This is a genomic window from Salegentibacter flavus (assembly GCF_900115145.1).
GTDB classification, from domain to species: Bacteria; Bacteroidota; Bacteroidia; order Flavobacteriales; family Flavobacteriaceae; genus Salegentibacter; species Salegentibacter flavus.
The window spans coordinates 146251-162264 of the sequence record NZ_FOVL01000001.1 but is presented as its reverse complement, the minus strand read 5'-3'; the positions used below and the strand labels follow the sequence as shown (position 1 = coordinate 162264).

The 16014-nt window shown below is 40.8% G+C and carries 10 protein-coding genes; 1 reads left to right on the top strand and 9 read right to left on the bottom strand.

What is annotated here, in order from left to right; all coding sequences use genetic code 11:
• Nucleotides 1–105: 105 nt before the first annotated feature.
• From BM266_RS00785 to BM266_RS00745, 9 genes are all read right to left on the bottom strand, one after another.
• The gene (locus BM266_RS00785) at nucleotides 106–3324 is read right to left on the bottom strand and encodes a WD40/YVTN/BNR-like repeat-containing protein (RefSeq protein WP_245760356.1); all 3219 of its coding nucleotides are present in this window, start codon (nucleotides 3322–3324) and stop codon (nucleotides 106–108) included.
• 161 nt (nucleotides 3325–3485) lie between these two features.
• Complete coding sequence (locus BM266_RS00780; RefSeq protein WP_093404646.1) at nucleotides 3486–5306, bottom strand: cytochrome c oxidase subunit I; 1821 nt, start codon at nucleotides 5304–5306, stop codon at nucleotides 3486–3488.
• A 30-nt stretch (nucleotides 5307–5336) separates the two neighbouring features.
• On the bottom strand, nucleotides 5337–6398 hold the full coding sequence (locus BM266_RS00775; protein WP_093404644.1) for a cytochrome c oxidase subunit II: 1062 nt from the start codon (nucleotides 6396–6398) through the stop codon (nucleotides 5337–5339).
• 35 nt (nucleotides 6399–6433) lie between these two features.
• Nucleotides 6434–7795 carry a quinol:cytochrome C oxidoreductase gene (locus BM266_RS00770; protein WP_093404641.1) on the bottom strand — a complete coding sequence of 454 codons (1362 nt, stop codon included), beginning with the start codon at nucleotides 7793–7795 and terminating at the stop codon, nucleotides 6434–6436.
• A 25-nt stretch (nucleotides 7796–7820) separates the two neighbouring features.
• Nucleotides 7821–8507, bottom strand: a complete 687-nt coding sequence (locus BM266_RS00765; RefSeq protein WP_093404638.1) for a c-type cytochrome — start codon at nucleotides 8505–8507, stop codon at nucleotides 7821–7823.
• Between the two features lie 5 nt (nucleotides 8508–8512).
• A complete protein-coding gene (locus BM266_RS00760) occupies nucleotides 8513–9040 on the bottom strand; it encodes a DUF3341 domain-containing protein (protein WP_093404636.1) in 528 nt (175 codons plus the stop codon).
• Between the two features lie 5 nt (nucleotides 9041–9045).
• Nucleotides 9046–10854 carry an NrfD/PsrC family molybdoenzyme membrane anchor subunit gene (nrfD, locus tag BM266_RS00755; RefSeq protein ID WP_093404633.1) on the bottom strand — a complete coding sequence of 603 codons (1809 nt, stop codon included), beginning with the start codon at nucleotides 10852–10854 and terminating at the stop codon, nucleotides 9046–9048.
• A 37-nt stretch (nucleotides 10855–10891) separates the two neighbouring features.
• The gene (locus tag BM266_RS00750; protein WP_093404630.1) at nucleotides 10892–13966 is read right to left on the bottom strand and encodes a TAT-variant-translocated molybdopterin oxidoreductase; all 3075 of its coding nucleotides are present in this window, start codon (nucleotides 13964–13966) and stop codon (nucleotides 10892–10894) included.
• A gap of 55 nt (nucleotides 13967–14021) precedes the next feature.
• Nucleotides 14022–15371 (bottom strand): c-type cytochrome, encoded by a 1350-nt coding sequence (locus BM266_RS00745; protein ID WP_093404626.1) that lies wholly within the window; start codon nucleotides 15369–15371, stop codon nucleotides 14022–14024.
• 219 nt (nucleotides 15372–15590) lie between these two features.
• Here BM266_RS00745 and BM266_RS00740 point away from each other — a divergent pair, with 219 nt between their 5' ends.
• Nucleotides 15591–15977 carry an SPOR domain-containing protein gene (locus BM266_RS00740; RefSeq protein ID WP_093404624.1) on the top strand — a complete coding sequence of 129 codons (387 nt, stop codon included), beginning with the start codon at nucleotides 15591–15593 and terminating at the stop codon, nucleotides 15975–15977.
• The last annotated feature ends 37 nt before the right edge of the window (nucleotides 15978–16014 follow it).

Below are 16014 nucleotides of genomic sequence, written 5' to 3'. Positions count from 1 at the left end.
TTTGAGCAAAGATAAAGAAAAGTAAGCAAGGGGAATTGATGAACTTCCCGAAAAGAAAAAGCCTTTCCCAAAAAAGAAAAGGCTTTAGTTTAGATAATTTTCAACTTATTTTCCCAATTCAAATAATTTAATCTCCTTAAACGGTGATATCTCTACCTGCTCCATTATCGAACGGTATTCGGGCCATTTAGTCTCAAAAAATGAATTTATTTCCTGTAATACCTCTTGTAATTCATCTTCAGCGTGAGAAATTAAAGTGTTTTCGGTTGAGGTAAGGCCAGATGGACGGCTGCTAACATATTGTCTCGCCATACCTAGCCTTGTTTGGACCGTCATTTCACGGCTTCTAACAATTCCTTGTCTTTCATCTTCCTTCCCCAGGAAAAGTGCAATTTTTGTTTCAATGGTATCAACAATGGCTTTTGAAGCTTCAATTTCGGTTTTAAACTTTTTCTCATCCTCTTTTTTTAGTTTCTCCTGAAATTCCTCTGCGGTATTTTTGCTTTGAACCAATTGCTTTACAGCATCAGCTGCCACCTGTGACATTTCTTCCAACTCCTTTTTAGCTTCATACTTTTCGGAAACAGCCTTTTCAGAAATATCCAGGCGAGGATCGGTTTCTACACTTATCTCCCCTTCCGATTCCAATTCACCATAGCTTATTACCACCCGATACGTACCTGGTTTTACAGAAACCCCTCCGGGTTCATCCTTGGAGTCTATGATTTTTCGGGAAGGTGAATCGGGGCCTTTTTCATCCATAGACCAGGACATTTTATAAATTCCTGTAGAATCGGGAGCTTCTTTTTTCAACGTTCGGATTAACCTTGACCCATCATAAACCTGCAGGCTAATAGTATCCCATACTGAAGCTGTTTTGCCTTTTTCCTTTTCCTCAGTTTCTTCTTCTGAAGCTTCTTCTTTTTCCCCAATCTTAGGATTAATAAAATAAGAGATCTTTGCACTCCTACCACGGTTTTCACCGCTAAACATGGCGTCAGCAGGAAAACGACTTCCTGAGGGCTGCTGGTTAGCGGCAAGATAAGCAGTGGGAGATGGGAAAACCTGAAGCTTTGGCTCTTCTTCCTTTAAATTGGTGAACATAGCTTTGTTCCTGGCTATTTCACGAAGAGGTCTTATATCATCAAGTATCCAGAAAGACCTTCCGAAGGTGCCAATAACCAGGTCATGTTCTCGTGGATGGATCACCATATCTTTTACGGGTACAGTTGGAAAACCATTAGTCCATTTTTCCCAGTTCTCCCCGGCATCTATGGAAACATAAAGGCCATCATCTGTCCCAAGAAATAGGAGGTTTTCTTCTTCAGGATCTTCTACGACAGAGAGAGCAAAACTAATTACATCTTCCTCATCAACTATCCTTTCCCAACTTTTTCCATAATTACGGGTGCGGTAAACATAAGGCGTGTAATCATCTCTTCTATAATTGTTAGCCACCAGAAGCGCTTCTCCTTTATTTTTGTTAGAAGCTTGAATTTGTTCGATCCAACTTCCTTCTGGCAATCCTCTCAAATTGCCGGAAACCTCGATCCAGTCTTCACCGCCGTTCTGGGTATAAAAAACTTTTCCGTCATCAGATCCTGTCCAGATCATATCCTTTTCTACGGAAGATGGTTCTATTACTAAAAGGGTAGTATGGTTTTCTGCTCCGGTGGCATCAATTGTTAAGCCACCACTCTCCATCTGGTTTTGCTTTTCTGGATCATTGGTGGTTAGATCTGGAGAGATCACCTCCCAGGTTAATCCTTTGTCGGTTGATTTATGCACAAACTGACTTCCGAAGTAGAGGGTGTTATTATCAAAAGGATCGATATTTATTGCCGAATCCCAATTGTAACGAAGCTCCACATCGGGATCGGGATGGGTAGGTTTAACCACATAATTGTTGCCGGTTTCAGAATCATATCTCCCCACATTCCCCTGCTGACTCATAGACCAGCCATAGCGACTGTCATCGGGATCGGGGACTACATCAAAACCGTCACCAAAAGAAATCTCCTGCCAGTAGGAATTCCTGATCCCCTGGGATTTCCAAACATAGCCGGGCCCTTTCCAGCTTCCATTATCCTGCATTCCGCCATAAACATTATAAGGAGTTTCGTTATCCACTGCTACATGGTAGAACTGACCTACAGGAATATTCTCGGCAAAATACCAGGTTTCACCACCATCCCGGGTAATATTTAAGCCCCCGTCATTTCCATCAATCATAAAATCAGGGTTTTCAGGATGAATGTACCAGGCGTGGTGATCGGGATGTATACCATTATCAGCGCCGTAGGCAGGCATCAATTCTTCGAAGCTTTTTCCTCCGTCTTCAGAAACATTTACAAAAGTAAATATGCTGTAAATACGGTTTTCGTTATTGGGTGCAACGTATATTTCAGCATAATAAAAAGGGCGGTTTCCAATTTCGGCCATATCATCATTGACCAATTTCCAGTTTTCACCTCCATCTTCAGATTTGTACAACCCATTCTTTTTTGCCTCAACATAGGCGTAAACTACTTCGGGCTTGCCGGGTGCTATGGCAAGACCCATCCGGCCGAGTTCCCCTTTTGGCAAACCATTTTCTTCAGTTATTTCTTTCCAGTTTTCACCACCATCGTAAGTAACATACAAACCTGAACCAGGCCCACCGGAATTAAAGAACCAGGGTTCCCTTTTGTGCTCCCACATGGCAGCAAAAAGTTTATTAGGATTCTGGGGATCCATAACAAGTTCAGCTACACCTGATTTTTCATTGGTGTATAAAATCTTTTCCCAGGTTTTTCCGCCGTCTGTGGTTTTGTAAACGCCGCGTTCTTCATGTTCTCCCCAGGGAGACCCAATAGCTCCTGCAAAAACAGTGTTTGGTTTAGTGGGATCTATAATAACCCGATGAATGTGCCGGGTATTCTCAAGGCCCATTCTTTCCCATGATTTACCGCCATCAAGGGATTTATATATTCCGGCGCCACCATTAAGACTATTCCTGGGGTTTCCTTCACCGGTGCCAACCCAAACAACAGAAGGATTGGATTGCTGAATGGCAACAGCACCAATTGAAGCAGTTTCCTCATCGTCAAAAACAGGGTCCCAATTTACTCCGCCTGAAGTTGATTTCCACAATCCACCCGATGCCGAACCAGCATAAATTATATCAGGATTAGAGGTTACGGCATCAATGGCGGTTATTCTCCCACTCATTCCGGCAGGACCAATATTGCGCGGCTCCATGTTTTTGACTAAAGACATATCGAGTTGTTGGCCAAAAACAAAAAGAGGAAAAATTAAAAAGGCGAGGAGTAATTTTCTATTCATTTTTAATGATATTCAGGGATTATCCCCAAAAGTGCTAAAAGATCCCTAAAAAAACAAGGGGTATGATCTTAAAAATAAAAAGTATTTAGGTGTTTAAACAAAAAAACCTCCGGAGATCATCCGGAGGTTTTTAAGTCACTTAAGGAAAAAATATTTGATCCTTAATGATTCAATTCTTCTTCATTTTCCTGAAGTGGTATATTCTGCGGAACAAAATCCTGTCCTTTAATCACATATTCACCGTCTTCATTGGTCTTACTATAGTCATAAGGCCAACGGTATACATATGGGATCTCTCCAGGCCAGTTCCCGTGGATGTGTTCTACCGGAGTAGTCCATTCCAGGGTAGTAGCATTCCATGGGTTTTGTGTTGCTTTTCTTCCGTAGAAAATGGAAGCAAAGAAATTCCATAGAAACAGCACCTGAACGGCTGCAGTGATAAGTGCAAAAATTGTTATGATCACATTTACATCTGCAAGATCATCAAAATATGGGAAGGCGGTGTTGGTATAATAACGTCTTGGCAATCCGGCCAGTCCAATAAAGTGCATCGGGAAGAAAACTCCGTAGGCACCCACAGCGGTAATCCAGAAGTGAACGTAACCCATATTTTTATTCATCATACGGCCAAACATCTTAGGGAACCAGTGGTAAACCCCGGCCAGAAGTCCGTAGATGGCAGATATACCCATTACCAGGTGGAAGTGGGCAATTACGAAATAAGTATCGTGTACGTTAATATCAAGGGTAGAATCCCCAAGGATAATACCTGTTAAACCTCCGGTGATAAAAGTAGATACAAAACCGATAGAAAATAACATTGCAGGATTCATCTGTAGATTACCTTTCCATAAGGTGGTAATCCAGTTAAAGGCTTTCACTGCTGAAGGGATCGCGATAAGCAAAGTTGTAAAAGTAAATACCGATCCAAGGAACGGGTTCATCCCTGATACAAACATATGGTGACCCCATACAATTGTGGAAAGGAATGCAATCGCTAGTATGGAAGCAACCATCGCACGGTAACCAAAAATAGGTTTACGGGCATTGGTAGCCATAACTTCAGAAACAATACCCATTGCAGGTAAGATTACGATATAAACTTCAGGGTGACCAAGGAACCAGAAAAGGTGTTCAAACAATACCGGAGAACCACCCTGGTGACTTAATACCTCTCCTGAAATATAAATATCACTAAGGAAGAATGAAGTTCCGAAACTACGGTCCATTATCAGCAACAAGGCCGCCGATAATAGTACCGGGAAGGAAACCACCCCGATTATAGCTGTTACAAAAAATGCCCAGATAGTAAGTGGAAGTCTTGTCATGGACATCCCCTTGGTTCTTAGGTTTAAAACAGTTACGATGTAGTTAAGAGAACCTAGTAAGGAGGAAGCAATGAATATGGCCAAAGAAATCAACCAAAGTGTCATCCCAAGTCCTGAACCTCCAATCGCCTGTGGCAAAGCACTAAGCGGAGGATAAATAGTCCAACCTGCATTTGCCGGCCCAGATTCTATAAAAAGGGAAGCCAACATAATTACCGAAGACACAAAGAATAACCAGTAGGAAACCATATTGAGAAATCCTGAGGCCATATCACGCGCTCCAATCTGCAGGGGAATAAGCAGGTTACTAAAGGTTCCACTTAATCCGGCGGTTAATACAAAAAATACCATAATAGTCCCATGGATAGTAACAAGGGCAAGGTATATAGAAGGGGTCATTACTCCATCTGGAGCCCATTTACCTAAAAGAGCTTCGAAGATAGCGAAGGACTCTTCTGGCCAGGCTAGTTGCATACGGAATAAAACAGACATCATAATACCTACGATCCCCATTATTATACCTGTAATAAGGTATTGTTTAGAGATCATCTTATGGTCTGTACTAAATATATATTTAGTAATGAAAGATTGTTTATGATGATGTCCATGATCGTCGTGATGATCCTGAGCCGGTGCTGTTGCTAATGCTGACATATCTTAAAGTATATTCTTTTAATGTTGTGTTTAATTATCCATGAATTCCCCGAAAGTAGACTGCTCGCTCAACCATGCGTTGTACTCTTCTTCAGTTTCAACTATGATCTTCATTTGCATATTGTAGTGAGCTTCTCCACAAATCTTATTACAGGCAATAAAATAGTCGAATTCATAAGGATCGAGCGGCATTTCACCCTCAGCCCTTAGTTTTTCGCTATTATCCTTTCTGATTTCGTTTATGGTTTGAACTTTATCTACCATATACTCACTATCTCTCATTTCTTCAGTAGTAATGGTTGGCGAAAAGCCGAACTGGGTAACCATACCGGGCACCACGTTCATCTGAGCACGGAAGTGTGGGAAATAAGCAGAATGTAACACATCCTGAGACCTGAATTTAAAGAGAACAGGTTTATTTACCGGAAGGTGTAATACAGTCGTAATCTTGTCATCCTCCCCATAAGGGTCACTTTCGTCAAGACCTACATTGTTTCTACCTTCTATAAATCTCACATTCGCTTTACCAAGAGTATTGTCTTCTCCTGCATAACGCGCCTGCCAGCTAAATTGTTTTGCATAGATTTCAATAACTATGGGATCACTGTCCTCATCGATATTCATAATATCAGACCAGGTAAACAATCCGTAAATAATTAATCCTGCAAGGGTAATTACCGGGATAATAGTCCAGATAAATTCAAGCTTATCATTATCGGCAAAGAACAAGGCTTTATTTCCTTTTTTTCCCTGGTATTTATAAGCGAACCAGTGCAGTAGTGCCTGAGTCAACACCTGAACTATCATAATGATAGCAATGGAAATAAACATAAGAGTGTCTACCTGACTACCATGATCTGATGCAGCTTCGGGAAGATAAAGTTTACTCCATTTCCAGAAGCTATATGCCATTCCAACATAGATAAAGATCATGAACCACAGCATATACCTGGCTTGCTTCCGATTGTCGTTATCGTTGGCAATTTGGGTTGAATCTGCACCCGGCCCTTTGGAGAGTTCAAAAATCTTCGATAATTGCCATCCGGTTACGGCAAGAAGTGCAAGTGCAATTATTACTAAGAATACGGTCATTTTATAATTTCTTCTTTAAACAATCAATCTTTTTATTAATAATGGAAGTGTTCACTTTCTTTTATGAACGGGTTCCTTTTAGCTAATAACGGAGCTTTGGATAGCGCGTTGAAAACCACAAAAATAAACAATCCTGCAAATAATAAAACTGCACTTATTTCAGGAAGTCCAATAAACCATGATTCACCAACGGTGGCAGGCATTATCATCACAAATACATTCACGTAATGCCCAACCAGAATAACAATTCCGGTTAAAACCACAAACCAATTAACACGTTTATAGTCGCTGTTCATCAACATTAATAACGGGAATATAAAATTAAGTGCCACCATCCCGAAAAACGGCAGTGAGTAATTTTCAATCCGGCTTATGAAGTATACAACTTCTTCAGGGATATTGGAATACCAGATAAGCATAAACTGAGAGAACCATAGATAGGTCCAGAAAATACTCATCCCGAACATAAACTTAGCCAGATCATGAATATGACTATCATTTACAAAAGGAAGGTAGCCTCTTGATTTAAGATAAATGCTTATTAAGGCAATCACAGTGATTCCAGAAACAAACAAGCTTGCAAATACGTACCATCCAAATAAGGTGCTAAACCAGTGTGGGTCAAGACTCATTATCCAATCCCAGGACATCATAGATTCAGAAACTATGAAGAATACAAGGAAGCCTGCAGCAAGTTTAAAGTTTTTCTTGAAATAATAATTATCTGTGGCCTCATCAAGTCTTCTTGAATTTCTAACCAGAAAATGTCTGAAGATAAACCAACCTCCTAGGTAAATAGCTGCTCTAATTAAGAAAAACGGTACATTAAGATAACTTGATTTATTTCTTATTATGGCATCGTTTTCTACAACTTCAGGATCCATCCAGATAAATAGGTGGTTCATATGCATTCCAGAAAGTACTAATAGTACAAACAAAATTATTCCGCCTGGAACAAGATAGGCGGTAATAGCTTCCATCACTCTGAATAATACTGGAGACCATCCGGCCTGTGCAGCATACTGAACTGCATAAAAAGCCAGTACTCCTAAGGATATCATAAAGAAAAAGAAAGCTGCTACGTAAACGGCAGCCCAAGGTTTGTTTTGTAATTGGTGCAATGTATGCTCTAAATGTTCGTCATCATGAGATGCAGCCCCTTCTTCACCGTGAGTGGCAGCTTCATCTTCTAATAACATGTCATGTTCTGCTTTTGCAAAATCGGCTTCCACAAGGGTGCTTTCAGCCGGTTCAGCATGATGTTCTTCCGCAGCCAACATTTCCCTAACATCATCAAGGTCTGATGGTGCTTGCAAAAATCCTATAACGAGACCTATGGCACCAACAATTACGAAAATAATTGCTGTTAACTTTAATTTACTGGATAGCGTGTACATATTTATAGATCTAAATACTTTATTCTTAATTATTGCTTTCTTCTTCTGTAAGAACAGTGCCTTCTCCAACATTCTCCTGCGCCGCCTGTACATCGGGATCATCCGGACTTACGGTAGGTCCAACTTCTTCATATTCTCGTTCCGGGTTTCCTTCCAACTGATCTTTAAGATTCATTACGTAATGAGTGATCTGCCAGCGCTCCTTTTCATCGATTTGAGAAGCATAAGAGCCCATTGAGTTAAGTCCGTAGTAGATAACATGATATACACTACCTTCAGTGATTGCTCTTCCCACATCATCGTAAGAAGGAACCCCAAGAATTTTTTCTCTTTCAGCAAGAATCCCCTGTCCATCACCTGCATCGCCGTGGCACACAGCACAATAAATAGTATATAATTCTTTTCCTTCGGTTAAGTGCTCCTCGGTATAAGGCAGCGGATTTTCAAGTTCGGTTTTTGCCTGTGAACTTCCGTCGGGAGTATTCTCATATTCATACGGCTTCCACCCGCGGGCTACAGTACCTTCTACAGGATCCATAGCAGATTGGCCACCGGGAAAAATATCGTATTCACCATAAGCTTCATAACCAATCGGTTCGTACATGTCTGTATTAGACATAAATTGGTAATTAGGTCGCTCCTTATCGGCACAGGATACCACTAAGCCGGTCAGAAGAAACAATACTATAGATTTATGGAAAAAACTTCTCATTTTGTCTATTTATTATCAATTATTTTAATTTCTGATGCTCCGGTTTTATAAAGGAAATCCGAAAGATCATCAACATTGAGATTGGCTGCATCAACTTCCATAAGGAACTTGTCATCGGTAGTTCTTACATCAGGATTTTCAGCAATTTTAAAAGGCCATAATTTACTTCTCATATAAAAAGTGATCACCATAAGGTGAGCAGCAAAAAATACCGTTAATTCAAACATAATAGGCACAAATGCAGGCATATTTTGAAGAAAGCTAAAGCTGGGCTTACCTCCAATATCCTGTGGCCAGTCTTCTATCATTATGAATTGCATCATCCAGATAGAAACAACAAGCCCAACTACCCCGTAAAGAAAGGAGGTAATGGCCAATCTTGTTGGCGCAAGTCCCATTGCCTTATCCAAACCGTGAACCGGAAACGGAGTATAAATTTCACCAATATGATAACGGGCTTCACGAACCTGCTTTACTGCCAGTAGAAGCACATCGTCGTCATTATAAATAGCGTGTATAACTTTTGATGCCATCTTAATTACTTGTTTTTTAGTTTACCTGCCTGCGCAATCCAGTCTTCTCTTTGAGTTGCATTCGGGAAGTTTTCTATTACTTCATCCAGCAATTCGAAATCGTCCTGAGTTAAATTACCAACCTGAACATAGGTGTAAATTCCCACCTGATGCAAACGCTGTTCAAGGAAAGGTCCAACGGCTTTTAATTTCTGAAGATCATCTGCAGTCTGGGTTTCCGGATTAAAGGTTCCAATTCTATCCAGCATAGCATCAATCCGGTCGCGTACAACTTCTGAAATAACAAGACCATCAACATTTACGGTTTCATTATGAGAATCATCATATCTTGTTCCATCATAATCTTCAGTATCCTGTACTTTTTTATGAATTCCTTCTTCAGTATTAGAAACAGGCTCTCTCACGATAGGGTCGTAGTGTTTTACATCGTCCCCATGCTCGGCTCTCAATTTCTTGTATTTTTCTCCTGAAGCTTTCAGAATAGTTTTAACTTCAGCCTGTGCGATCACTGGGAAAGAACGGGCATAAAGCAGGAACAACATGAAAAAGAATCCAATAGTACCAATAAAAATTCCTATATCTACAAAAGTAGGAGAGAACATAGTCCAGGAAGAAGGTAAGTAATCACGGTGAAGGGAGGTCACAATAATTACAAAACGTTCAAACCACATCCCAATATTTACAACAATAGAGATAAAGAACGAGAACATAATACTTGTTCTTAGCTTCTTAAACCACATAAATTGAGGAGAGAACACATTACAGGTCATCATCGCCCAATAAGCCCAGGCGTATGGACCGGTAGCCCTATTAAGGAATGCATATTGCTCATATTCAACTCCCGAATACCATGCGATAACCAGCTCGGTGATGTAAGCAACACCCACAATAGAACCAGTGATCATAATCACGATATTCATCAATTCAATATGTTGTATGGTAATATAATCTTCCAAATTAGACACTTTTCTCATGATAATAAGCAAGGTGTTTACCATTGCAAATCCAGAGAAGATCGCTCCCGCCACGAAGTAAGGAGGGAAGATCGTGGTGTGCCATCCCGGGATTACCGAAGTAGCAAAGTCAAAAGATACGATAGTGTGCACAGAAAGTACCAGAGGAGTTGCCAAACCGGCAAGCACCAGAGATACTTCTTCAAAACGCTGCCAGTCTTTAGCACGTCCACTCCAACCAAAACTTAAGATTCCGTAGATTTTTTTATTAAAAGGAGTAATTGCACGATCACGTATCATCGCAAAGTCAGGTAGTAAACCTGTCCACCAGAATACAAGTGATACCGATAAATAGGTTGAAATCGCAAATACATCCCAAAGCAGGGGTGAGTTAAAATTAACCCACAACGAGCCGAACTGGTTAGGAATTGGGAGTACCCAATAAGCCAGCCATGGGCGTCCCATGTGAATTAAAGGGAACAAACCGGCCTGCATTACAGAGAAAATAGTCATCGCTTCAGCAGAGCGGTTAATAGCCATTCTCCATTTCTGACGGAAAAGCAAAAGAACCGCCGAAATAAGCGTCCCGGCGTGACCAATACCTACCCACCATACAAAGTTGGTGATATCCCAGGCCCAACCCACGGTTTTATTAAGACCCCAGGTTCCAATACCTGTAGAAATAGTATATATGATACTACCCGTACCCCAAAGAAAGGCGACAAATGCAATAGAAAATACAATCCACCAGGTTTTATTAGCCCTTCCTTCAACCGGTGCGGCTACATCCACAGTAACATCGTGGTAGCTCTTATCCCCGGTAACTAAAGGCTTTCGTATAGGTGCTTCGTAATGAGACATATCCTTTTTAAATTGATTTCTTTAATAGTTGATTTTATTAAGCTTCAGTGGTATTCCTGATTTTTGTCTGGTACATCACATTTGGCTTGGTACCTACATATTCCAACAGGTGATACATCCTGTCATCTTCTCGCTTCTTCACAATCTCAGCACTCTCATCATTAATATCCCCAAACACCATTGCTCCTTTATCACAGGCTGCAGAACAAGCGGTATGGAATTCCCCGTCTTTTATCTCACGACCCTCACGTTTTGCATCAAGGATTGTTTTTTGCGTCTTCTGAATACACATAGAACATTTTTCCATTACCCCTCTGGAACGAACGGTAACATCTGGATTAAGCACCATACGACCTAAATCATTATTCATATGATAATCAAACTCATCGTTCTGGGAATAATCAAACCAGTTGAAACGACGTACTTTATAAGGACAGTTGTTGGCACAGTAACGAGTACCTACACAACGGTTATAGATCATTTGATTTTGTCCCTGGCGACCGTGCGAAGTTGCCGCTACAGGGCAAACGGTTTCACAAGGCGCGTGGTTACAATGCTGACACATTACCGGCTGGAATACCACTTGCGGATTATCTGCAGGCTCTTCCATCTCTTTGAATTCTGAAAGAGAACTACCAAGGCCAGAAATATTATTCTTCTTCTCAAGATCATCTCTGAAGTTATCTTCAGAAGAATAATAACGGTCAATCCTTAGCCAGTGCATATCACGCGATCTTCTCACCTCGCTTTTTCCAACAACAGGAACGTTGTTCTCGGCGTGGCAGGCAATCACACAAGCCCCACACCCAGTACAAGAATTTAAGTCTATAGAAAGATTAAAATGATGCCCAATACTCCTGTCAAAACCTTCCCACATATCAACTTCGGGGGAGGTTACAGGTTTTTCAATGTGATCTAAAGATACATTAGGAACTTTATTCCAAACGTCAGCATCTTTTGTGTTGAAGATCTCAAGGGTGGTTTCCTTGATGATATCTCCTCTCCCCATAAGGGTATTATGCAACTGTACAGATGCAAATTCGTGCATACCAGGAGCTTTTTCAAGACTGATACTCTGCACAGAACTAAAATCTTTATAAAGGGAATAAGCATTTATTCCTACCTTCATTTCTTCCTGGATAGCCTCCTTTTTACCATAACCCAGCGCAAGTCCTACTGAACCTTTAGCCTGTCCCGGCTGAATCATAACCGGCACATTCTTAACTGTGGTTTCACCTAATTTAATGTTTACGTAACTACCATTTAAGGCACCGTTAGAAACATGTTCGTTAACAAGACCAAGCTCCTCTGCATCGGCTTTAGATACAGTAAGATAATTATCCCAGCAGGCCCGGGTTATAGGATCTGGTAATTCCTGTAACCATGGGTTATTGGCTTGTTGACCATCTCCAATGGCAGTATTAGTAAAGAGACTAAGCTCAAGACCATTAATTTCTTCAGCATTAGCCAGGTTTCTGGCAGCTGAAGAAACATTTACGCTCGCCACTTCATTAGCAGTCTCTACCGATACCGGTGAAGTTGCTTTAAAAGTTCCATCGTGTAACGCATCGGTCCAGGATTTGTCTCCAAAACCACCAGCCCAGGTTTCTTTTAAATATTCGTAGTAAGATTGATCATTATCAATCCAACGAAGCAAGCAATCCTGAAATTGACGAGTGTCAAATAAAGGCTTAATTGTTGGTTGCATTAGGCTGAAATCCTGCTCTGTGTATTGTATATCTCCCCAGCTCTCAAGATAGTGAGGAACAGCAGCAACATATTTAGAAAGTAGTGCAGTTTCATCTGGTTTTAAGCTGAAAGAAACAGTAACAGGAGTATTTTTTAATGCTTCGGCAAATCCCAAAGAATCAGGCAAGCTATAGGCAGGATTAACACCAGCCATAAGCAAGGCTCCCACATTCCCGCTTTTCATATTATCTACAAGCTCTGTTACGGCCTGTGCATTCCCCTGACGAATCATTCTTGGATTAGCGGCATCCATAACCTCACTCCCAAGAGCCTCATTAATTGCAAGAACAAGAGTCTGAGCATCGTTATCAGGAATACCTGATACTACTACTCCGCCACTTCCTGCTTTCCTTAACTGGCTCGCAGCTTTCACAACTGCATCATCAACAGCACCAGAAAGATTACTGGTAGAAGAACCACCGGCAATATAACCATAAAGTGCAGCCAGAATGGCTTTTTGCTGTGACGGTTTAACCGGCACACGCTTATCGGCATTTGCACCAGATAAGGTCATATTTGCTTCAAACTGAATATGACGGGACATTTTTCCATTTTCGGGAACACGCCCTTTAGCATAACCTGCATCATAACCACCACCGTGCCAGTCACCAAGGAAATCGGCTCCTACAGAAACAATGGTTTCAGCTTTTGAAAAATCATAATTTGGCAAGGCACGCTTTCCAAATTTCGCCTGAAATGCATTAAGAGCAGCATCTTCAGAAACGGTATCATAAACTACGTGGCGTACATTTGGATATTTTGAAGAGAAATCCTCAATAAGTTTCGTAGTTGAAGGACTGGCAAAGGTTTGTGTCAGCAACACGATTTCTCCATTCACATTTTCCAGCTCAGCTTTAACCTCACGATCAAATTCTTCCCAGGAAACATTCCTTCCCTCTATCATTGGGCGCTTAACACGCTCAGTATCATATAAAGACAATACAGAAGCATGAACACGTGCATTACTACCACTCTTCGCTACTGAAAGGTCATTATTTTCAATTTTTATAGGTCTCCCCTCACGGGTCTTCACTAATACGCTGGCAAAATCAAAACCATCGGCGATGGTAGAGGCGTAGTAATTAGCTACCCCGGGAACAATGCGCTCCGGTTGCACCACATAAGGAATAGATTTAATAACAGGCCCTTCACAAGCAGCCAAAGAAGCAGCTGCGGTACTAAACCCAACATATTTTAGGAAATCCCTACGTGAAGTTTTAGAACTTTCAAGAGAGTCCTTATCCCCTAAAAACTCATCCACGGGAATTTCTTCTGTAAATTCTTTTTGTTGGAGTGTCTCAACAACAGAGCTATTTTCATTTAGCTCTTCAACACTTTTCCAGTATTTTTTGTTTGATGACATATATATATCTAGATATTAACTTCGAAATTAAACCCCGCACTGCGGGAATATATTTTTAATAGTGACACTTGGCACATTCAAGACCACCCATTTGAGCTACGCTCAATTCTTCTACCCCGTACTTCTTAGATAATTCCTCATGAATTTTCTCGTAATACTCATTGCCTTCCATTTTAACTTTAGTATCGCGGTGACAATTTACACACCATCCCATTGTAAGGGGCGCATCCTGATAAACCACTTCCATCTCCTGGATTGGACCGTGACATGTCTGACACTGAACTCCACCAACGGTAACGTGTTGAGAGTGGTTAAAGTAAGCAAAGTCTGGGAGATTATGAATTCTTACCCATTTAACAGGCTGGGTTTCCCCAGAATAAGACTGCGTAGAAGGATCCCATCCAACTGCATCATACAGTTTTGCGATCTCACCATCATAGAATTCTTTTGAATGTTCTATGGTTGCGGTTTCAGGAGCAACTTCAGAAATAGTTTTATGACAATTCATACAAACATTAAGGGAAGGAATTCCCGCCTGCTTGGAAGTTCTGGCAGAAGAGTGACAATATTTACAATCAATCTGGTTATCGCCAGCATGAATTTTATGAGAATAGTGAATTGGCTGAATTGGCTGATAGGATTGATCCACTCCAACCTGCATAAACCAACCGTAAGCAAAATAACCTACTGCAAGCAAAACAACAATCGAAGTCACAAGAACCAGGAATTGATTCTCTACAAAGGCTTTCCAAAGCGGTTTTCTTTTAGGTTTTTCAGGCACAACAACTCCAGAAGCTTCAGCGAAATTCTTGAGGGTTTTATTCACAAGGAACAGGACAACAAGAAGCATAACCAGAACAAACACCAGGATAGCAAGAATTACATTTACGGAAATACCTCCTTGTGATCCATCACCTCCCTGCGTAGCACCTTCTCCAGCGGCGGCAGTTGTAGGCTCGGGTTTTGGCTGCTCCACATAAGCCAGAATATCATTTACTTCGTCTTCGCTTAACTGCGGAAAACCAGGCATTGGAGTATTGTTATACTCTTCAAAGACTGCGACAGCCTCCTCATCACCACTAGCGATAAGATCGGCGCTGTTTTCAATCCATTGATAGAGCCACTGCATATCCCGTTTTTCGGTAATCCCATTAAGCGCAGGCCCAATAGATTCAGAATAAGGTTTATGGCAGGCCGCACAAAGTGAATTAAATAAGGATTTCCCATTAGCGGGATCACCCAATCCGGAAGCCGCGGCTTCTTCTACCTGTTCTTCCTGTACTTCAGCATCGGCGTCTTGCTCAGCCTCCTCCTGAGACCAACTCAGGAAAGTACACGAAATAAAAAAAGCTACACTTAAGAGCCACAATCGCGAAGTTGAATTTCGGTATTTCACCTTTTTCATATTATAAAGTTGAATTAAGGTATAAATTTTGGCACGATATTTTAACGCAAAATAACAAATAAAATGTGTTCGCACCCTTAATTTGGTGGACAAAAGTAATACTTAAAGTGGAGTTGAGGAATGTTACATTCGTGTTAACACTTAATTTATAATAGTTCTAAATAATAAAACGCAGTGCTTTCTGTTATTTAATTTTACTTTTGTTTTAAATAAATAAATATGAGAATCTTAAATCTTAAATCAATACTTACGGCCTGTATTCTCACTGGAATTTCCTTCACAGGAATCCAGGCACAGGAAGGGTCCATTAATTTAACCCAGGATCAAAAAATTGAAACTTTATTGGAATTAAAAGCCGAAATGACCAAGAATAATGAAATTGGAGACCGATATAAAATCCAATTATTCTATGGAGATAACGGCAAGGCAAATGAGGTTATAAAGGAATACCGGAGCAAATACTCCTATCCTTCATTAATCGCTTATGAAGCTCCTAATTATAAGGTATGGGTTGGAAACTTCAGAAACAGACTTGAAGCCGACCGGGCTTTATTAGAGATCAAAGAAACATTCCCATCTGCATTTATTCCAAAACCACGGAGGTAATAGAAAATATTTTAGCATAAAAAAAGCTGTTTCGTAT

Bases quoted from the DNA above. Each gene is read 5' to 3' on its own strand.
- BM266_RS00785 (WP_245760356.1), bottom strand. From the start codon at position 3,324: ATGAATAGAAAATTACTCCTCGCCTTTTTAATTTTTCCTCTTTTTGTT.
- BM266_RS00780 (WP_093404646.1), bottom strand. From the start codon at position 5,306: ATGTCAGCATTAGCAACAGCACCGGCTCAGGATCATCACGACGATCAT.
- BM266_RS00775 (WP_093404644.1), bottom strand. From the start codon at position 6,398: ATGACCGTATTCTTAGTAATAATTGCACTTGCACTTCTTGCCGTAACC.
- BM266_RS00770 (WP_093404641.1), bottom strand. From the start codon at position 7,795: ATGTACACGCTATCCAGTAAATTAAAGTTAACAGCAATTATTTTCGTA.
- BM266_RS00765 (WP_093404638.1), bottom strand. From the start codon at position 8,507: ATGAGAAGTTTTTTCCATAAATCTATAGTATTGTTTCTTCTGACCGGC.
- BM266_RS00760 (WP_093404636.1), bottom strand. From the start codon at position 9,040: ATGGCATCAAAAGTTATACACGCTATTTATAATGACGACGATGTGCTT.
- nrfD (WP_093404633.1), bottom strand. From the start codon at position 10,854: ATGTCTCATTACGAAGCACCTATACGAAAGCCTTTAGTTACCGGGGAT.
- BM266_RS00750 (WP_093404630.1), bottom strand. From the start codon at position 13,966: ATGTCATCAAACAAAAAATACTGGAAAAGTGTTGAAGAGCTAAATGAA.
- BM266_RS00745 (WP_093404626.1), bottom strand. From the start codon at position 15,371: ATGAAAAAGGTGAAATACCGAAATTCAACTTCGCGATTGTGGCTCTTA.
- BM266_RS00740 (WP_093404624.1), top strand. From the start codon at position 15,591: ATGAGAATCTTAAATCTTAAATCAATACTTACGGCCTGTATTCTCACT.